16 protein-coding genes are annotated in these 18,713 nt (G+C 68.2%); 8 read left to right on the top strand and 8 right to left on the bottom strand.

The annotated features are described in order from the left end of the window. Nucleotides 1-20: 20 nt before the first annotated feature. The 7 genes from Pka01_RS30945 to Pka01_RS30915 all read right to left on the bottom strand — a co-directional run bounded on the left by Pka01_RS30945 (nt 21) and on the right by Pka01_RS30915 (nt 8,694). The gene (locus Pka01_RS30945) at nt 21-2,198 is read right to left on the bottom strand and encodes a xanthine dehydrogenase family protein molybdopterin-binding subunit (RefSeq protein ID WP_203886470.1); all 2,178 of its coding nucleotides are present in this window, start codon (nt 2,196-2,198) and stop codon (nt 21-23) included. Continuing rightward, on the bottom strand, nt 2,195-3,199 hold the full coding sequence (locus Pka01_RS30940; protein WP_203886469.1) for an FAD binding domain-containing protein: 1,005 nt from the start codon (nt 3,197-3,199) through the stop codon (nt 2,195-2,197). Before Pka01_RS30940 ends, Pka01_RS30945 begins: the two co-directional genes overlap by 4 nt. A 3-nt stretch (nt 3,200-3,202) precedes the next feature. Next, nucleotides 3,203-3,724 carry a (2Fe-2S)-binding protein gene (locus Pka01_RS30935; protein ID WP_203886468.1) on the bottom strand — a complete coding sequence of 174 codons (522 nt, stop codon included), beginning with the start codon at nt 3,722-3,724 and terminating at the stop codon, nt 3,203-3,205. Nucleotides 3,725-3,816: 92 nt separating this feature from the next. Then, nucleotides 3,817-4,740, bottom strand: a complete 924-nt coding sequence (locus Pka01_RS30930) for an AraC family transcriptional regulator (protein ID WP_203886467.1) — start codon at nt 4,738-4,740, stop codon at nt 3,817-3,819. Nucleotides 4,741-4,960: 220 nt separating this feature from the next. After that, a complete protein-coding gene (locus Pka01_RS30925) occupies nt 4,961-5,356 on the bottom strand; it encodes a DUF302 domain-containing protein (protein WP_203886466.1) in 396 nt (131 codons plus the stop codon). A 162-nt stretch (nt 5,357-5,518) separates the two neighbouring features. Continuing rightward, nucleotides 5,519-7,882 (bottom strand): tetratricopeptide repeat protein, encoded by a 2,364-nt coding sequence (locus Pka01_RS30920; RefSeq protein WP_203886465.1) that lies wholly within the window; start codon nt 7,880-7,882, stop codon nt 5,519-5,521. 65 nt (nt 7,883-7,947) lie between these two features. Then, nucleotides 7,948-8,694 (bottom strand): SDR family NAD(P)-dependent oxidoreductase, encoded by a 747-nt coding sequence (locus tag Pka01_RS30915; protein WP_239115603.1) that lies wholly within the window; start codon nt 8,692-8,694, stop codon nt 7,948-7,950. Between the two features lie 85 nt (nt 8,695-8,779). Between Pka01_RS30915 and Pka01_RS30910 the strand changes: the two genes are divergently transcribed. Together Pka01_RS30910 and Pka01_RS30905 are read left to right on the top strand one after the other, a co-directional pair. Next, nucleotides 8,780-9,994, top strand: coding sequence for a cysteine desulfurase-like protein (locus Pka01_RS30910; RefSeq protein WP_203886463.1), 1,215 nt, complete (start codon nt 8,780-8,782; stop codon nt 9,992-9,994). A 187-nt stretch (nt 9,995-10,181) separates the two neighbouring features. Next, nucleotides 10,182-10,718, top strand: a complete 537-nt coding sequence (locus Pka01_RS30905) for a hemerythrin domain-containing protein (protein ID WP_203886462.1) — start codon at nt 10,182-10,184, stop codon at nt 10,716-10,718. 26 nt (nt 10,719-10,744) lie between these two features. Here the strand turns inward: Pka01_RS30905 and Pka01_RS30900 are convergent, their stop codons facing one another. Further along, a complete protein-coding gene (locus tag Pka01_RS30900) occupies nt 10,745-11,095 on the bottom strand; it encodes a VOC family protein (protein ID WP_203886461.1) in 351 nt (116 codons plus the stop codon). Between the two features lie 453 nt (nt 11,096-11,548). On the opposite strand from Pka01_RS30900, the gene Pka01_RS30895 reads away from it, so the two are divergent. The 6 genes from Pka01_RS30895 (at nt 11,549) to Pka01_RS30870 (ending at nt 18,692) form a co-directional block, all read left to right on the top strand. Then, nucleotides 11,549-12,400 carry a nitroreductase/quinone reductase family protein gene (locus Pka01_RS30895; protein WP_203886460.1) on the top strand — a complete coding sequence of 284 codons (852 nt, stop codon included), beginning with the start codon at nt 11,549-11,551 and terminating at the stop codon, nt 12,398-12,400. Nucleotides 12,401-12,691: 291 nt separating this feature from the next. After that, nucleotides 12,692-14,587, top strand: a complete 1,896-nt coding sequence (locus Pka01_RS30890; RefSeq protein WP_203886459.1) for an aminoglycoside phosphotransferase family protein — start codon at nt 12,692-12,694, stop codon at nt 14,585-14,587. A 97-nt stretch (nt 14,588-14,684) separates the two neighbouring features. Further along, nucleotides 14,685-15,731 (top strand): hypothetical protein, encoded by a 1,047-nt coding sequence (locus Pka01_RS30885; protein ID WP_203886458.1) that lies wholly within the window; start codon nt 14,685-14,687, stop codon nt 15,729-15,731. A 16-nt stretch (nt 15,732-15,747) separates the two neighbouring features. Further along, nucleotides 15,748-16,755: an HD domain-containing protein gene (locus tag Pka01_RS30880; protein WP_203886457.1), complete on the top strand. Its 1,008-nt coding sequence runs from the start codon at nt 15,748-15,750 to the stop codon at nt 16,753-16,755. Nucleotides 16,756-16,948: 193 nt separating this feature from the next. Beyond that, nucleotides 16,949-17,341, top strand: a complete 393-nt coding sequence (locus Pka01_RS30875; protein WP_203886456.1) for a PPOX class F420-dependent oxidoreductase — start codon at nt 16,949-16,951, stop codon at nt 17,339-17,341. 37 nt (nt 17,342-17,378) lie between these two features. Continuing rightward, nucleotides 17,379-18,692 (top strand): M48 family metallopeptidase, encoded by a 1,314-nt coding sequence (locus tag Pka01_RS30870; protein ID WP_203886455.1) that lies wholly within the window; start codon nt 17,379-17,381, stop codon nt 18,690-18,692. The last annotated feature ends 21 nt before the right edge of the window (nt 18,693-18,713 follow it).

Raw genomic sequence — 18,713 nt, 5'->3', positions numbered from 1 at the left:
GAATCGCTCAGTGCGAGCCCTCAGAGCACGTCTTCGATGCGGATCGGCAGTCGTCGCTGTCGGCGGCCTGTGGCGTGGAACACGGCGTTGGCGATGGCGGCGGCCACACCCACCATGGCCACCTCGCCGAGTCCCTTGACGCCGACCGGGTTGAGCATCGGGTCGGGCTCGTCGACGAAACCGACCTCGATCTCGCCGATGTCGGCGTTGACCGGGATCGGGTACTCCTCCAGGGTCGCGTTGGCGAACCCGCCGAATCGGGGGTCGACCTCGCTCTCCTCCCGCAACGACGCCCCGATCCCCCAGACCACGGCGCCACGCAGCTGGCTTGCGGCGGTCACCGGGCTGGCGACCCTGCCGCAGTCGGCCACGCTGACCACGCGCGGCACCCGGATGCGCCGCGTGGTCGGCTCGATCCGCACCTCGACGAAGTGCGCGATGAAACTGAACGCGACGAAGCCGGGGTAGACGGGCCCCGCGAAGGAGACCAGTCCCGCGCGTGAGTGCTCGATGATCTCGGGTGGCTGGCCGGGCGCGATGGTGGTCGCCTCCACCTCGACGCTCGTCTGTCCTGTCGCGGCGACCGCCGCCCCCAGGTCGACGGGATCGCTGTCCGCCACGTTGAGGTGTTTGCGCAGCTCACGAAGTGCGGCGTGGACGGCCTGCAACGCCGTGGCCGTGCCCCACGAGCCGGCGGTGAGATGTTGCGGCGCGACCCGGGTGTCGCCGACGTACACGGTCACGTCGCCGACCTCGATGGACAGGTCCTCGGAGATCAGCAGGGTGATCGCGGTGCGGATGCCCTGGCCCATCTCGTGGCCGTCCACCCCGACGGTGACCTTTCCTTCCGAGGTGGCGGTCACGCGGGCGACGGCCGGTGCGAGCGACGCGGGGTAGACGCCGGCCGCGACCCCCCAGCCGATCCGCGATCCGTCCGCCGCACGCATCGAGCGGGGCTCGTGCGTACGGCCGGCCCAGCCGAACATGTCGGCTCCGCGCCGCAGGCACTCGGCGAGGTGGCGGGACGAGAACGGCTGCCCGGTGACCGGGTCGACGTCGGTGTCGTTGGCCAGGCGCAGAGAGACGGGATCCTGCCCCACGGCGTAGGCGAGCTCGTCGACGGCCGACTCGAACGCGAAAGCGGCGGGGTGCTCGAACGGCGCGCGCATGAAGCCGGGGGTCTGCACGTCGGTGCGGACCAGCCGCTGACGGCCGCGGAAATCGCCGATCCCGTAGAGACGGCTGGTGATCTCCGTCGACATGCTGGGGAACAGGTCGTGCCGGGAGGTCTGCTGGTCGACCTCGTGGACCGCGGCCAGCATGCGGCCGGTCTCGTCGGCGCCGAGCCGTACCCGGTGGCGGCTCGCCGGGCGGAAGCTGGCCTGGTGGAACGTCTGCGTCCGGGGCATGACGAACTTGATCGGCCGGCCGAGCCTGCGCGCGGCCAGCGCGAGCGGTCCCACATGGGGCTGAAGGGAGTTCTTCTGGCCGAACCCGCCTCCCGTGTAGGGGGCGATGACCTCGATCTTCGCGAGATCCATGCCGAGCTGTCTCGCCAGGCCGCCGCGCAGGGCGCCCGCGTTCTGGGTCCCCTCGTGCACCACCAGCGTGTCGCCGCGCCACTCCACGACGCCGCCGATCAGCTCCATCGGCACCTGGTGCTGCCGGGGAAGGTCGAAGGACGCCTCGATCCGCACCGGGCTTTTCACGAAGGCGGCGTCGGCGTCGCCCACGACGATGTCGGCGAGGAACGGAAGCGGGATGGCCTCCTCCTGCACGAGGGTCTCCGCGCCTTCGTCGTCGAGGTCGGTCGCGATCGGCTCGGGCTCGTAGTCGGCCCGGACCAGGTTCGCCGCCTCTGTCGCGGCGACGAGCGTGTCGGCCACGACCAGCGCGATGGGCTGGCCGCGATAGGCGATGCGGTCGTCGGTCAGCGGTTGCAGACTCTGGAAGCCGTAGCCCCCGCCCATGAGGAAGCCGGGCGAACCCAGCTCGGCCGGGTCGATGCGGGTCACCACCGTCAGCACGCCGGGGACGGCCTCCGCGGCGGCGGTGTCGACGTTCACGACACGGCCCTTGCCGATGGTGGAGACGGCGAACACGGCGTGGGCGAGGTCCGGGGACGTCCGGTCCGCGCCGTAGCGCGCCGCGCCGGTCACCTTTTCGCGGGCGTCCACCCGCCGGGTCGGAGTGCTCATCGGCCTGCTCGCTCTCCGGCGATCCGCAGCGCGTCGCCCACCGCGCGGATGCCAAGCTCGATCTTGAACGCGTTGCCGGTCCCCGGGCGCGCCCCGGCGAACGCCTGTTCGCCGGCCCGGCGGGCGGTCGCCTCGGTCAGCCGCTCGCCGATCAGGACCGCCTCGGCGGCCGGGGAGCGCCACGGCCGGGTGGCGACCCCGCCCAGAGCGATGCGGCAGTCCTCGACCACCCCGCGGTCGTCGAAGGCCACCCCCGCCGCGACCGAGACGAGCGCGAAGGCGTACGACTCCCGGTCGCGGATCTTGTGATACGTGGAGCCCCGGCCGGAGGGAGTGACCGGGACGCGGATGCGGACGATGAGCTCGTCGCCGGCGAGGGTGTGCTCCCTCTGCGGATCGTCGCCCGGCTCGACGTGGAGGTCCCCGACCGCCACCGTGCGCACACCACGGGGACCGATGACGTCGATCTCGGCGTCGAACGCCAGCAGGGCGACCGCCCAGTCGCCCGGATAGGTGGCGACGCAGGCGTCCCCTGCCCCGAACAGGGCGTGCCCCCGGTCCAGGCCGCCGATCGCCGAGCAGCCGCTGCCCGGCTCCCGTTTGTTGCAGGGGAACGCGGGCCCGCCGCGGAAGTAGCCGCATCGGGTGCGCTGAAGCAGGTTGCCCCCGACCGTGGCCATGTTGCGCAGTTGTTGTGAGGCGGCCTTGGCGAGCGACTCGGCCAGCACGGGGAAGTCGCGCCGCACCACCGGGTCGTCGGCGACGTCGGCCATCCTGGCGCCGGCGCCGAAGGAGAACTCGTCAGGGCGGGTCGTGTCGATTGCGGCGAGCTCGGCGAGTCGGTGGACGTCGACGACCGCCGGGGGCGCCTCGATGTCGAGCTTCATCAGGTCGTAGAGCGTGGTGCCGCCGGCGAGGATCTTCGTGCCCGGTTCGGACGCGGCGAGGGCGGAGACCGCCTCGGCGAGGGTGGCGGGCACCGCGTAGCTGAAGGGCCTCATCGGTCAGCCCTCGCTCACCGGGGAGTTCAGGCGGCGGGCCGTCTCACGGACGGCGGCCAGGATCCCGGCGTACGCGCCGCAGCGGCACAGGTTGCCGCTGAGGTACTCGCGGATCTCGTCGTCGCTGCCGGCATGGCCCTCGGCGATGCAGGCGAGCCCGGACATCACCTGACCGGGCGTGCAGTACCCGCACTGCAGCGCGTCGTTGTCGATGAACGCCTCCTGGAGCGGGTGCAGCGTCCCGTCGGCGTCGGCCACCCCTTCGATCGTCGTCACGGCCTGGCCGTTCACCTGCACGGCCGGCGTCAGGCAGGACACGATCCTGCGGCCGTTCAGATGGACGGTGCACGCTCCGCACTGCCCGTGGTCGCAGCCCTTCTTGGTCCCGGTCAGCCCCAGCCGTTCCCGCAGGACGTCGAGCAGCGACTCACGCGGGTCCAGCTCCACCCGTACGGGCCGGCCGTTGGCCGTGAACGTCGTCTCGGTACGGCAGGCGGACGCGATCGTCGATTCAGCACTCCCCATGGTGCCCAACGCTAGGCAGACGCCTTCATCGGCCGCATTCGCAGGATTGCCGCCGGACCCTCGAACAATTGCGGTCATCGTGGCTCCCTCCTTCAGTGGTCGGGCAGGTGGACCTGGTGGTTCCGCTCCTGGACGTCGCGCCGATAGGCGGAGGGCGAGGTCCCCATCTCCCGGGCGAAGGCCGCGGACAGGTGTGAGGGGCTGCTGAAGCCGCAGAGCTGGGCGATCTCACTGATCGAGCCGGTTCCGCGTTCCAGATGGCGGCACGCCGCCTGGATACGCAGCCGGGTCAGGTAGCGATGCGGCGTCTCGCCCGTCGCCGCCTTGAAGACCCGGACGAAGTGGAAGGTGCTCAGCCAGACCTGGCTCGCGATGTCGGTGAGGGTCAGCGACTGGTTCAGGCCGTCCCGCATGATCTCGATGGCCCTGCGCACCCGGGTGTCCTCTCGGCGGGAAAGCCGCGGCACGGGCATCCCGCCGTGCCGGGCAAGCAGGTGGACGGCGAGGAAGTGGGCGGCGGATTCGGCGTAGAGATCGTCCATGCCCCTGGCCGCCGCGGTGTCCAGGGCCAGCATGATCTGCTCGACGACGGGATCGGAGAGCGCCAGCGCGTCCGGCCGGCTCAACGGGCTCTCCTCGGTGCCCCACAACTCCCGCACGGCCCGAGTCAGCAGGCGGGCGGGCAGATGAAGGTGGAGCGTCCGCGGGGCGGACTCAGACCGCCATCGCAACCGGGTCGGCACGCCCGGTGGGGTGAGCCCGATCTGGCCGGGGACGTATCTGGCCGTACGCCGGCCGCCCTCTCCGAAGGACTCGATCGTGGACTCGCCCGCCGTGACGAGGACGAGGTGCTGGTCGTCGGTGGGAGGGAGATAGACGTCGTCGGCGACGGGGTGGTCGTCGAAGCGGCGCAGCAGAACCGACCTCCAGCCGGTCTCGTACCAGCTGCAGAAGGTTCGTTCCGTGAAGGCGCTCTGGTCGAGGTCGAGCGACTTGAACGGGTGGGTCTCGTCCACGACGCCGGTCAGCCGAGGCGCGCGTCGGCGCTCTCGTGGTCGGTCACGTCGGTCACGATCGGCGGCCAGATTCTGGTCATCACAATCTCACCGTTTCGGGCGCTCCGGTTATCTGCCTCTCTGTATTCAACCTGCTCCGATCCATCCACTTGACAGCGGGTCGGAGCTCCAGCAAATCCGGGACCTGTCACATCCCGGAACAGTTGATGATCGAGTTTCCTCAGGTCGCGGGCGCCGACGGCGCGATCGCCGCCTCCACGACCGCCTTGAGCACCTGCAGCGGGGCGACCGTCTCCGCGTCCAGGCCGAAGGCCGCGGCGAGCAGTTCCGGCCGCCGCCACTCGACCAGCACCTCAGGTCCCGCCTCACGCACCAGGACCCGCACGGGCATGTCGTAGGCGGCCGCCGGGGCGCTCAGCATGATCGCGGTTCCGCCGCGGGGGTTGCCGAAGATCAGCACGACGGTCGGCGGCATCTGGAGCCCCACCGACGCCGCGTTGGCGGCATGATCGACGCGCCCGTAGATCGTCGCACCGCGGCCGCCTATCTCCCGCTCCAGCCGTCGCACCGTCTCGGCGTGGCCGTACGGGCTGACCCGCGTCTCCAGATCACTCATCGTCCTGCCCATCCGTCCGTGGCCGCCGGATGAGGTGGGCGACCGCTCCCCGCGAGTATTCCCCTCCCCATCGCCTGAAGTCGCAGGTCGTCGTGCCATGAACAGGTGTGTCGGCCGGGTTCGCCGCGCGCCCGGCCGATCCGCCCGTCCCGGGGTGCGAGATCACCTGACGACGGCCATCGCTGCCAGCACTTGGCGCGTTCTCACTGTTTCCGGGTGCTCATCCCCCATCCACAATTGCTGGAGTTCCAGAACGTGCTGGTAGATCCGCTTCGCCTCGTCCGTGCGTCCCTGAGCGGCCAGACCGTCGGCGAGGTGGGACCGGGCCGTGATCGCACGAGCGTCCCCCGCCCCGATGATCTGTTCCATTTCCGCCAGGAGGTCACGCAGCAACTTCTCCGATTCGCCGAACCTTCCCTGCCCGGCGAGCGCCCGCGCCAGTGTCGTTTCGGTGGACATGGTCAGCGGATGCCGTGCACCCAGAACGCGTCGCTCCACTTCCAGCAGCTCACGACACATCTCCTCTGATTGCTCATGCTCGCCCCGTTCACCGGTCCACCGGGCGAGATCCGCCCACGCGTCGAGCGTCCTCGGATGTTCGGCCCCGATCACTCGTCGCCCGGCGTCGAGGACCCGCCGGCAGATCTCCGCGGCCTCTTCCGCACGCCCCTGCATGCCGATCGACCAGGCGAGGTCCACGCTGGTCGTCAGCGTCTCCCGATGTTCGGCGCCCAGCGTCCGTCCCATGTCCGTGATGAGGTCGCGGTACATCTGCTCGGCTTCGCCGAAGCGACCCTGGGCCAGGATGGCGCCCACCAGATGATCCCTGGTGAGGAGCGTTTCGACGTTTTCGTCCCCGAGCACCCGACGCCTTCCGGTGAGCACCGAGCCAAAGAGGTCTTCGGCCTCGCGGTGCCGCCCCCGGCCGTCGAGCGCCCCGGCCAGATCATTCAGGGCGGCGAGCCTGTCGGGATGATCGTCCCCCAACCGCCCGGCCGCCCTCAGGTTGGCGCGCGCCAGCGCCTCCCTGTCGTACGCCGCCCGTCCCCCGTTCAGCCACAACGACGTCAATGCCTCGCGGCCGACAGTGAGCAGCGCGGAGAGATCGGCGGTGTCAAGGTGCCGGGCGATCCAGGTCACCAGAGCCGCTACGTGCGGGATCAGCCGTTCCCAGGACGGCCAGTCCTCCGGCTGCTCCTTGTCGAGTTCCTCCGCTGCGACCCGCAGGAGCCGCACCGGGGCCGCCATGATCGAAGCTCCGTCCGGACCATCTGGGTCAGGGGGCGCGAGCAACCGCGCCCTGCAGGTGTCGGCGACCACGGGATGTACGGTGACCTCGGACTGTGCCGCCGACGACGAACCGCCGACGTCGAGCAGGCCGACCTCGGCCAGACCACGAAGGGCGGGCACGGTCCGTCTGCTCTCTTCTCCGACCGTCGTCCGCATGATCGATGTCGGGATGGCGGTCGAGGGGGCGAAGCAGGACAGCACGTAGAGCAGTCCGCGGGCCTCCACGAGCCCCTGGCCCGCAAGCGCGTCCAGGGACAACTCCCAGGTCCGGGAGACCGTCGCCCGTGCCTCCGTGCGGACGGAGTCCAACTCGGCGATCGCCTCCGGCCCCTCGCCGCCGTCCAGCGCCTGCCTGTAGTCGTCGAAGTCACGCCAGCGAGCGAAGGGGGAGGCAAGGTAGGTGCCCGCCAGATGCAGCGCGAGAGGCAATGCGCCGAGTCGCCGCGCCAGGGCCCTGGCCCCGCTCCCGTCGGAGTCCGCTACCTGCGGTGCAAGCGCACGTAGCACGGACGCCGCGGCGACGTCGTCGAGGACCTTCAAAGGTCTCAGGTGGACGGCGTTGCCCCACATACCCGGCTCACCGTTGCGCGTCGTCACAACGGTGAGGACGCGCCTGCTCGGACGGATCCATCCCGTGCCGTCCGCGGGAGTGGACACGCCATCAGCGGAAAGCAGCTCCGGCGCGTCCGCGTTGTCGAAGATCAGCAGCCCTCGCCGCACCGTCGACGGACCATCGAGGAACGTCCAGAATCGGTCGGCGGCGGTGGGAGCGGCGTCTCGTACCTCCCGCGCGACCCACTCGGGTGCTCCGAGCTGCCGAAGGATCTCGAGACTCCCGCCCCGCAGTGACAGGGAGTCCGCGGCGTTCACCCACCACACCGGCCGGCCCAGCCTGCGTGCCTCGGCCGCCAGCCACAACGCGATCGTCGACTTGCCCACACCGCCCATTCCGGCGAGCACCCACACGCCAGGGGGTCCGCCCCTTCTGCGCCCCAGAGCGCGCCGCAACTCCGCGAGAAGGTCGTCACGCCCCACGACCTCGACGGGAAGGCGGCCAAGAGGCGCCACGACGGGAAGGGACCCGCTCGTCACCGTCCCCGTCGGCTCCGGGTCGCTCCGGGGAACGGCGGCGGAACGAGCGTCCCGCCGATCCATGATCGCGACACGGAGCTGCCAGATTCCCACGCCGAGTGCCACCACTCCGACCACGGCGGCGACCGCGTTCAGCGGATCCATGACCTCGACCATAGATCTCCGGGCCGCGGCCGTCCTCCCGGGATTTCAGGAGGAGGCGCCCGGTTCTAGCTGCGCAGGTAGGACGCGCCGTTGAGGTCGATGATGGTGCCGCTGGCCCACTCGGCCGCGGGTGAGGCCAGGTACACGACGGCGGCGGCGATCTCCTCGGGCATCGCCACGCGCCCGAACGGGCTCTGCGCCCGGATGGCGTCGCCGCGAGGCGCCTTGAGGTGCTCGTTGGTCATGTCGGTCTCGACGAAGCCGGGCGCCACGGTTCCCACGGTGATGCCGTGCGGAGCCAGCGCGATCGCGAGCGACTGGCCCATGGCGTTCATGCCGGCCTTGCTCGCGCCGTAGGCGGGGCTGTCGGGCTCACCGCGGAAGGCGCCGCGCGAGGAGACGTTGACGATCCTGCCGCCCCGGGACATGTGCCGTACGGCGCACCAGGCGACGTTGGCCGCACCGAGGAGGTTGGTGGCGAGGGTGTCGTGCCAGGCGGCCTGCCACTCCTCGTAGGAGACCTCGGTCACGGGGTGGGCGAGGAAGACGCCCGCGTTGTTGACCACGACGTCGAGCCCGCCCAGCGCGCCGGCGGCCTCGTCGACCATGCGGCGGACGGCGGCGGGGTCGGCGACGTCGGCCTGGACGACCACGTGGCCCTCGCCCGGCAGCCCGGCGCGCAGGTCCTCCGCGAGATCAGGAGAGGACCGATGGTGGATGGCGACCCGATCGCCGGCGGCTGCGAACGCCGTCGCGACCGCCCGTCCGATGCCTCGCGACGCCCCGGTGACCAGCACTGCTCGTCCATTCACGTCCGGGAGACTAACAGGTGCAAATGCCTCGTTGACGCCTGGCCGCCTTCCCCTCAGCGGGGGTGGGGCGCGAAACTCAGTAGCCATGAGCCTCGACATTTCACGCATTCGTGCTCTCTACCCCGCCCTTTCTGACGGATATGCCTGGTTGGACGCGGCGGCGGGCACCCAGGTGCCCCAGCCGGTCATCGACGCCGTCAGCGGCGCGTACGTCCGCGGCATCGGCAACACGCACGGGGCGTTTCCCGCCAGCGCCAGGTCCGACCAGATCGTCTCCGAGGCTCGTCAGGCCGTCGCCGACCTCGTGGGCGGCGACCCCGGGGGCGTGGTCTTCGGCCCGAACATGACCACACTCACCTACCGGTTCGCCTACGCCCTGGCGAAGGGCTGGGGACCGGACGACGAGATCGTGGTCTCTCAGCTCGATCACGACGCGAACGTCCGCCCGTGGGTGCAGGCGGCGGCCCAGGCCGGCGCGCGGGTCCGCTGGGCGTCGGTCGAGGTGCCGAACGGGGAACTGCCCGCCGACCAGTACGACGAGCTCGTGAACGAGCGCACGCGGCTGGTGGCCGTGACGGCGGCGAGCAACGTGCTCGGGACCAGGCCGGACGTCCGGCGCATCACCGACCGGGCGCACGCGGTGGGCGCCCTGGCCTACGTCGACGGCGTCCACGCCACCCCGCACACCCCGATCGACATGGTCGAGCTCGGCGCGGACTTCTACGCGACCAGCGCGTACAAGTGGTCGGGGCCGCACATCGGAACCGTCGTCGCACGTCCTGAGCTGCTGGAGCGGCTGTCGCCCGACAAGCTCGCCTCCTCACCGGACGAGGTGCCCGACCGGTTCGAGACGGGAACGGCGCCGTTCGCGGACCTGGCCGGAGTCGCCGCCGCCGTCGACCACCTCGCCGGCCTGGACCCCGACGCGACGGGCGACCGGCGCCGGCGGCTGCTCACCTCGATGGCGGCGGTCGAGGCCCACGAGCAGGCCGAGTTCGCCCACCTGCTCAAGGGGCTGTCGTCCCTGCCTCACGTGAACCTCGTCGGATCGCCCGCCCGCCGTACGGCCACCGCCTACTTCACCGTGGCCGGGCACACGCCGCGGCAGGTGGCCGAACACCTGGCGGCGCGCAAGGTCAACGTGTGGGACGGCCACTGCTACGCGTGGGAGCTGACCCGGGCGCTCGGCATCCGCGACTCGGGCTCCGCCGTACGTGCCGGGCTCGTCCACTACAACGACCGGTCGGACGTCGACCGCCTGCTCGACGGCATCGAGGAGTTGTCTCCGGGCCGTTCCTGACGACGGTCGCCGTCACCGCGGCCCGCCCCTCGGCGGGCCGCCGTCCTCGCGTCAGTGGTCCGCGCCGGAAGCGAGCCCGGCCGGCTTGACGGCCCGGTAGGACGGGTGATGAGGTTCTCGCCAGCGTCGCGGTGCACCCGGTGAAGAGACCGCCGAGGGCATGGAGGCGCCGGACCATGGGAAGCCCATGGAGACACCCATCGAGACACCCATCGAGCCGGACGACCGCGTCAAAGCGTTCGGCAATCAGCTGGTCGGCGTGCACCTCTGGCTTCGTGAGGAGCTCGCCCGGCTTCGCGAGGACGTCGACTCCCGCCGCGAAGGCCGTACCGAACGGCCTCGGGAGCTGCGGGCTCACTGCCTGACCTTCTGCTCGGCACTGAGCCGGCACCACGAGGGCGAGGACGAGGGAGCGTTCTCCCTCCTCGCAGAGCGGTTTCCAGACCTGCGGCCCGTCCTCGACGAACTGCGGCACGACCATCAGATGGTGGCCGGCATCCTGCGCAGACTGGAGGAACTGGCCGGCGACGCCGACGCGGGCGATCCCGCCGGCGCCGAACGCGTGCGAGCCGAACTGGACGGCCTGTCCGCACTCCTGGAGTCGCATTTCGTCTACGAGGAGAAACGGATCGTCGAGGCGCTCAACGGTCTCGAGGTCCCGGCCTGGCGCGGCTCACCTCCGGCCTTCCTGATCACCTCGCCGGAGGAGGGGCGGGACGGTTGACGGCGCGCAGCCCCTCCTCGGGGTCGTCACTTCCTGGAGGCGAGCACGCAGAACTCGTTGCCTTCCGGATCGGCGAGCACCACCCAGGACGAGGCGCCCTGACCCACGTCGGCGTGGGTGGCGCCGAGCGCCAGGAGGCGGCTCACCTCGGCCTCCTGGTCGTCCGGACGGAAGTCGATGTGGAGCCGGCTCTTCGCCTTCTTCTCGTCGCCGACGGGGACGAAGATGATGCCGGGCAGGATGTCGGGAGCCATCCGGATCTCGAACTCCTCCTCGGCGTCGTTGACGACGGTCCAGCCGAGCGCCTCGGTCCACCACTGCCCGAGCCGTACCGGATCGGCCGAGTCGATCACCACTTGTTCCCATAAGAGAGTCACCACGGCAACCTACCCGCCGGAGCATTCGTAAGCCTTCTCCGAGGCCGGACCTCATCGGCGACGCAATCGCATGGGCGAATGCCATCCGGATCGGGGAACCGCGGATTGCCTCAATCACCTCGATGGCATTACGGTGATGACCGTGACTGCCGGGTCGGCCATGGGCCAAGAGCGAGTGGGGCACCCGGCCGAGGCGTGAAGGCCGGGCGGGCGCGAGGCCCGCCGAATTTTTCCGCCCGCCGCATCCCCACATTCAGTGTGACGTTTCCACGTGCTCGTCTCCGCTGGTCAGTGCCGATCTCCCGTTCATGACCCGGCCGGGAAAGCCGTGTTCTTCCGCCATTCTCGAAACAGGGTCACGGCCATCTCCTCTGAATTCCGTCCGGCATGTCGAACGATTCTTCGCCATGCCGCGAATCGCGCGTCCCCATATCTCTGGAGTAGGAAGAAACAGTGCCGAACGATTTCAACCGACAGATCATCGAGGAGTTCCGCGCCAACGAAGGGCGGGTCGGCGGTCCTTTCGAAGGAGCCCGACTGCTCCTGCTGACCACGACCGGAGCGCGATCGGGCGCTCCGCACACGGTCCCGGTGGGCTACCTTCCGGACGGCGGCGAACGGGTGCTGATCATCGCCTCGGCCGGCGGCGGCCCAGAGCATCCGGACTGGTTCCGCAACCTGGTCGCGAATCCCCGCGTCCAGGTCGAGGACGGAGCCTTCACATACGAGGCGGAGGCCGCCGAACTGGAGGGCGACGAGCGGGACCGCGCCTTCGCCCGCGCCGCGGAGGCCGACCCCGGGTGGGCGGACTACCAGGCCAAGACGTCACGGTTGATCCCCGTGGTCGCCCTGCGCGCGGTCACCGGAGGGCCGCCACGAGCGGCGTCCTTGGGCGCCGCCCTGAAGATGATCCACAACGCGTTCCGGCGGGAGCTCGCCCTGGTCCGCACGGAGATCGCGGAATCGGGTCCAGGTCTCGGCGCGCAGCTCCGGGTGAACTGCCTGACCGTCTGCCACGGACTGCATCAGCATCACACCCATGAGGACGGCGGCATGTTCCCGGCCTTCGAGAAGGCCCGTCCGGAGCTGGCCCCGGTCCTCGACCGGCTGCGCGGGGAACACGAGAAGATCGCGGCCCTGGTCGGCGAGTTGCAGGAGGTCGTCTCCTCCGATGAAGCGGATCCCATCGCGGTGCTCCCGCAGGTCGAACGGCTCATCGACGAGCTCGAACGGCACCTGACCTACGAGGAGGAGCAGCTCATCCCGATCCTCGACGCACCGGCCGCGGGCGATGAGGCGTTCTAGCGCTGGAGGAGTGGATGCGGAGCTCGTCGCCCTCAGGTGGGCGAAAACCACCGGCAGCACGGACCGTGGGCGACGACCAGCCGCCGATCCCGGCCCTCGATGTTCCCACTTCCGATGACGCGATTCCCGTTGAAACACCCGCTGCCAAAGCGGGCAAATATAGCGTTTAACACAATAGCTGACATATCATTATCTGCGATGACTCGGCATTACCCGGCGGCTTACACTGTTCATGTTCCGGCCTTTCATTTTCGGATGACCTAAATCGGGTTATTTGTTCGGGAGGAATGGTTGAAAATCATAGGTCGCCATTCCGAGGTCTCCCAGGGGGACATCCGACGACTCACTGACATACTGCTGGAACGCATCCCCAAGGATCTGGTGGGAATCCCGTTGATCCGCATCCTCGCCGGGGGATACAGCGGCTCACTCGTCGCCCTCATCTGGTTCGGGAAGCTGGATCCGATCGTCATGAAAGCCGGGCCGGCGGAAGAGATCGAGGCGGAGCACGCCCACCGTCTCAGTTTCGCCGGCACGGCCCCTTCTCCGCCTGCTCCCGAAATCAACGGCGTTCACGGCCCCATCGAGATCGAACTGGACAACCGTACAGATCGATGGTCCTGCATCGCCTACAGCTATATCGGCGGCCGATCGTTCGAGGAAATCGAACACTACAGCGATTTCGAGCAGTTCCTTCGAACGTACGTATGGAACGAGAATCGCGACCAGGCCCCACCTGAACCGACCATCAGAGAATGCCTTCGCACAGTGGCTCGCATACTGGTGGAGAAGAGATCAGAGGAAAAGCCGGGGATGGCGCAACCCCTGGTGGAATACCTTCCCTATCTGGCCTGGGACCAGGGCATTCAGGCAACCCTCAACACGGCGGCCGCCTTCTGCCCCGATCTTCCAGATCTGGTCGGATTCCGGGCATGGTGGGAGTCGACAACGGAGAACATCCGGGTCGCGCCGGTCCCGGACCGTCGCTTCCTGCACGGAGACGCACGATTCGCGAACTTCCTCATCGACTCCGTCCACGCCGAGGTTCATCTCATCGACTTCGGCAACGCCAAGGAAGGTCACGTATTCGAAGATCTGGCTCGATTCGAGATCGATCTCTTGTTCCGCACGACCGGCACGGCGGACGACAACGGCGATCTGGACCGAAGTCAACTCGCCCTGGCCGTCGGCTATCTCCTTCGAGACGAGTTGGCCGCGGGGCCCGTCCACGCCGACGACAACCGGCAACTGCGATGCATGAACATGTGGCGGCAGGTGGTCTATCAGGAGTTCCCCGCCATGACGAAACACGGTGCGCCGACCATGTACCGATGGTTTCTCCTCGCCGAGTGCCTGAGGCGGACCCGTTGGGTGGCGAACTCCACGGCCAAGGACGCCGGTGTGGACACCGCCTCTCTCGTGTACACGATCTGTGCCCTGAGGCAGCATCTGAGCCAGAACGAGCTGACCTCTTCCTGGATATCCACGGCACCCCAGACGCTGGCCGCCGCCCTGCACTGCCGGGCGGCATACGTGCCCACGCGCGGCTCGGAGCGCCCTGTGAACACCAAGCGGAACGAGGCGAAGAAGGCGGCTCTGCGGGAGTCCGCGGTGAAGGCGTCCACAGTCCGCCTCCTGGCGGAAACCGGCCAGTCGTATCTCTCTCCTCGAGGGATGTTCAACTCAGAGATACGCGATGTGCTCTCCGCCGGCGGGAGCCTCCAGGTCGTGATCAGCAACCCCGCCCTACCGGACTACTACGGCATGTCGGAGAGCTACGAAGCCCGGCCGGGTAACGCGTACGGAATCCATTCGGACCTGAAGCGGAAATCCGAGGAGAGCCTGGACGGCTATCGGATGCTGCACGGCGAGTTCAATTCGCTCGTAGAGTTGCGCCTCGCCAGATTCGGGCTCGGGGCGACCATACTGCTGTCGGAGGGCGGGCTCTTCTATGAGCCGTACTTCCGAGCGAGAAGGGATCGCAGGCAGCAGGTGCTGTTCGATTCGTTCGAGCTCCAGTTCGATATCAGCGGACTCCACGCGAAAACGCTGCTGGAGGAGACATTCGAATTCTACTGGAGGAACTCGGACGATCTTGAGAGCCTGCTGACACGATCGGCGGACTACGACGCGCTCAAGAATTCGTTTCTCCACTTGTGGAATCGCAGCCGAAATGAACATGAATAATCATTCGGTCGCACTCGTCTCCGAGCACGACACGTGGATAAGCGTTGATCCCGTCATAGGCTGCCCCGCGAACTGCGCATACTGCTATCTCGGCCCTTTGGACCTGCGCAACACCCGCCCGAGCCCGCGCGCCTCCCCCTCCGAAACGGCATCGGCGCTGCTCGGTTATCTCTTCGGCAGACGCGCGGAGTTGATCGACCCCACGACCGACGGAACACCGGTCTGCTTGGGCAACTACACCGACATGCTGATGACTCCCAGGAACCGTGAGGCTACGGTCGAATACCTGGAGCAGATAGTCGGGATTCTGCCCTCCATGCGCCCGGTAATACTCATCACGAAATCTTCGGTTCCATCGGATCTCGTCGAGGCTCTCGACGCCCTGGAATGGCCGATCCTCTGGTTCTTCAGCCAATCATTCGCCAGAGACGCGAGAATTCCTCTCGAAGCGGGCCCTGTCGCGTCCTTTGCGACCACGCTGGCGAACGCGCGCATGATATCCGGAACTCGGAATCAAAGGGCGATCCACTTCTGGCGACCATTCGTCACTGAACTGTCGAACGGCGTGCATGATGAAGAGCTGACAGTCAACCGGCTCAAGGAGTCGGGGATGAGTTGCTCGGTGGTGGTCGGGCCCAAGCTGGGCCCCGGCGTTCCCGTCGACGATCCGCGCATCGTCACCCATATTCCATCCGGCATGAAGGCCGCGGGAAATTCAGACGAGGTGTTCGACCACGCCGGATGGCGCCGGTTGGCCAAGATAAGTAGAAACGTTCAGTATCCCTTGTATCGGCACACATCATGTGCCATCGCACTCAACCTCGGAATAAAGGAATATCTGGGCACGTGGAGACCGGCGATGTCCCCGAGTCGCTGCCTTCCCTGTTCTTGCCCCCGAACACAACGGTCGAGATGCGCACCGACAACAGAAGACCAGAATGGTTCGCATTGGCGTGCGCGCATTAGCAGCTTCCTTGGCCTGTCAGATGAACTCGTTACGCGCGACCCGCAAACGGGGTATCTTCACGTGGGCGCCGACGTGTCAGAGTTCGACTACAACACGATCCTGCATGCCACGAAGGGTCTCCAAGAGGTGATCTTTCACTCAATCGTCGCCCAGAAAGCCTGGCCAGGGCCCTGGTGAAGGGATTCCGGTACTTATGAAGATCGACCTTGACGGGGTCAATGCGCCCGTCTCGCTGCCTGACGAGCTCCGCCACCGTATTCTGCGGCTCCGCCACATCACAGGCTTCGTGACGACTTTCGGCGAGGAGCAGGATCCGCGAGTCAAGGTGTTCGCCCGCCTCTGGCACGTGCAACGGGTCACGTCTCTGGCGCGCCAACTGGCGACGGATTCGGATTCTGTCGACCTCGACCGCATCATCGGCCTGGCGTGGATGCATGATCTCAATCGGTGGCCTTTCGCCCACAACATCGAACGCGGCAGCTTCGACCAGGCGGCGAACGTCGCAGACTACTTCGAAGGTCTGGGCCTGCCGGGGCGGGACATCTCCGATCTCGGGGGCATCCACAGGAAAGATCTCTTGTCTCTCTCCCCGGAAGCTCGGGTCGTCCTCTTCGCCGACGCCCTCACCGGAATCGTCGAGGACCTGCTGTTCGCCGTCACCGGGCTCAACGTCCACCCCCGGCTGATCCCGGACGACATCGACGCCCTTCTGGGATACGCGCTGAAAAAGGATCCCCTGCTGTCCGAGTGCCGCGCGCTCACCGAGCAGTTCCACGATGCGCGGTTCCCCGACGTCGAGCTGTACTGCGCGGGGTTCAACTCACTGTTCCAGGAACTGGTCCAAAGATTCCTCTCCCATCATCACGTGTACGACATCGAGCAGGACTATCCAGGCGTCTTCGATATCGCCCGCATGGTGAAGGAGACCTTCACACGGCCGGTGATCTTTCCGATCAACAACGAGCGCGTCTGTCGTTCCTCATGGCTTCGCCACAAGGTCCTTCCCTGGTATTTCCAAATGAAGGGGGGCAGTCGTGCGCGCCTTCTGGAGATGGACGAAACGCAATTCGTCGACGAAGTGACGTCGGCGCCCCACTCGCCCTTCACCCGCACCGAGTTCGTCCCCGACATCGACGTCGTCCAACGCGAACTGCCCCATCTCGCTTTCGTGAACGCCGGACCAGGCACCCGTCAGCGCTGACGTGCGATTGCGCCCGTCCGCCGCTGTGAATCGTCAGGCCTGCCAAGACTCAGGACGTCGCCATCGGTTCGAGCGGCGAGACAACGGAACCCGGGCCGGCGATCCGGCTACCACCGGACGGTGTCTCCGCCGGTGGGGCGACACACCCCACCTCGATCACCGCTCCGCAGGGCTCATGCCGTAGAACGGTGCGGTGAAACTCAGCGAAGAACTGCTGGACCTGCTGCGCAGGCCGAGCATCTGCTACCTCGCCACATCGATGGCCGACGGTTCACCGCAGCTGACCCAGACATGGGTCGACACCGACGGCGAGCACGTGCTCATCAACAGCGTGCAGACTCACGTCAAGACACGGAACATCGAGCGGGACCCGCGAGTCGCCCTGACCGTCTCCGACCCCGACGACCCCTCACGCTATGTCCAGGTACGCGGCCGGGTCCTCGAGGTCACCACGGACGGCGCGGCTGAGCACATCGACGCGCTCGCCAAGAAGTACCTCGGCACGCCCTACCCCTGGTACGGAGGCCGCGACCAGGTCCGGGTGATCTTCGTGATCGAACCGGAGAGAGTAGTCGGCATGCGCTGATTCGGATGAGACATCCGCGTACGGCATGATCTCCACCATGATCCCGGCCCCTGCCGTCCCGACCGACGGCCTGTGCCCCTCCTGCTCGGCCCCCCTCGCCGCCGATCCGCGGTTCAGCTCCTGGTGTGCCGCCTGCGACTGGAACGTCGATCCCATGGCGGAGACCTCATCCACAGCCGGTTCCCGGCGAGGTCTCGGGGCCCGGTGGCGTGAGGCACGACGTACGGCCGATCGGTCGGTGGTCGAGCGCCTGTACGCGGACGTCTCCGCCGGAACGGGCATGCGGCCCGGTCGCGGCGGGGCGTGGTTCGCGGCGATGGGCCTCGCCGGGGCGGTCCATCTCACCACGGTCGCACTGGTGGCGGGCTCCGTCTGGCTGCTGATCACCGGAACGATCATGACCCGCATCGTGGGTGTGATCGGGCTCGCCGTCGCCTATCTCGTCCGGCCGCGCCTGGGCAGGTTCGAGAGTGACGAATGGGCGTTGACCCGCACCGAGGCACCCCACCTATACGCGCTCGCGGACCGGGTCGCCGCGGAACTCGGGGTGCGTCCCGTCGACCTGATCCGGGTCACTCCGGAGTTCAACGCCTCCTTCGGCCGGGCCGGACTGCGCAGACGCAGCGTCCTCACCATCGGCCTGGCCCTGTGGGAGTTGCTGACTCCCCAGGCGCGCATCGCACTGCTCGGGCACGAGTTCGGTCACGCCGTCAACGGCGACGCCCGGCGCGGTCTGTGGCTCAGGTCGGCTTCCGGGGCACTGACCCAGTGGTACGTACTCACCCGGCCCAGTTCGGCCTCGCGTGGATCCTTCCTTTCCAACCCCATCGCCGACGTCGTCTTCACCGTGCTGCTGATCGTTCCCCACCTGATCGCGGCATTGGCCCTGTCGCTGCTGCACCGTTTCACCCTGCGTGACGGCCAGCGCGCGGAGTACCAGGCGGACGAGCTCTCCGCTCGCGTCGCCTCGCCGGCGGCGGCCCGATCCGCGCTGGACACCACGATGCTCGGGCAGAGCGTGGAGACGTCGCTCCAGCGCCAGGCGGCCGCCCGCCGGAACAGACGCGCCGGCTCGACAGAGGGGGACGACCTCGCACTGTGGCAGGAGTTGCGGGAGTACATCGCCTCGATCCCGGAGACCGAACGGGTGCGGCGCTTCCGTCTGTCGGCTCTGCACATGACCTCCGTGGACACGACTCACCCGCCCACGCATCTGCGGGCCCAACTGGTCGCGACGCGTGAGGCCCGGCCGGCGGCGGTCACCGTGACGGAGCAGGAGATGGCCGTCGTGGAGGGCGAACTGACCAAGGTCCGCGCCCGCGCCGCCCGCGCGATCCTCACCGCCGGCTAGACCTGCCCCCGCTCTCTCTCC

This window comes from Planotetraspora kaengkrachanensis, assembly GCF_016862895.1.
Taxonomy (GTDB): Bacteria; Actinomycetota; Actinomycetes; order Streptosporangiales; family Streptosporangiaceae; genus Planotetraspora; species Planotetraspora kaengkrachanensis.
This window is presented reverse-complemented; position numbering and strand designations above follow the sequence as displayed.

What these genes read in the sequence shown, in the direction of transcription:
- Pka01_RS30940 (WP_203886469.1), bottom strand. Translation starts at nt 3,199, where the DNA reads ATGAGGCCCTTCAGCTACGCGGTGCCCGCCACCCTCGCCGAGGCGGTC.
- Pka01_RS30935 (WP_203886468.1), bottom strand. Translation starts at nt 3,724, where the DNA reads ATGGGGAGTGCTGAATCGACGATCGCGTCCGCCTGCCGTACCGAGACG.
- Pka01_RS30910 (WP_203886463.1), top strand. Translation starts at nt 8,780, where the DNA reads ATGAGCCTCGACATTTCACGCATTCGTGCTCTCTACCCCGCCCTTTCT.
- Pka01_RS30905 (WP_203886462.1), top strand. Translation starts at nt 10,182, where the DNA reads ATGGAGACACCCATCGAGACACCCATCGAGCCGGACGACCGCGTCAAA.
- Pka01_RS30925 (WP_203886466.1), bottom strand. Translation starts at nt 5,356, where the DNA reads ATGAGTGATCTGGAGACGCGGGTCAGCCCGTACGGCCACGCCGAGACG.
- Pka01_RS30920 (WP_203886465.1), bottom strand. Translation starts at nt 7,882, where the DNA reads ATGGATCCGCTGAACGCGGTCGCCGCCGTGGTCGGAGTGGTGGCACTC.
- Pka01_RS30870 (WP_203886455.1), top strand. Translation starts at nt 17,379, where the DNA reads ATGATCCCGGCCCCTGCCGTCCCGACCGACGGCCTGTGCCCCTCCTGC.
- Pka01_RS30880 (WP_203886457.1), top strand. Translation starts at nt 15,748, where the DNA reads ATGAAGATCGACCTTGACGGGGTCAATGCGCCCGTCTCGCTGCCTGAC.
- Pka01_RS30945 (WP_203886470.1), bottom strand. Translation starts at nt 2,198, where the DNA reads ATGAGCACTCCGACCCGGCGGGTGGACGCCCGCGAAAAGGTGACCGGC.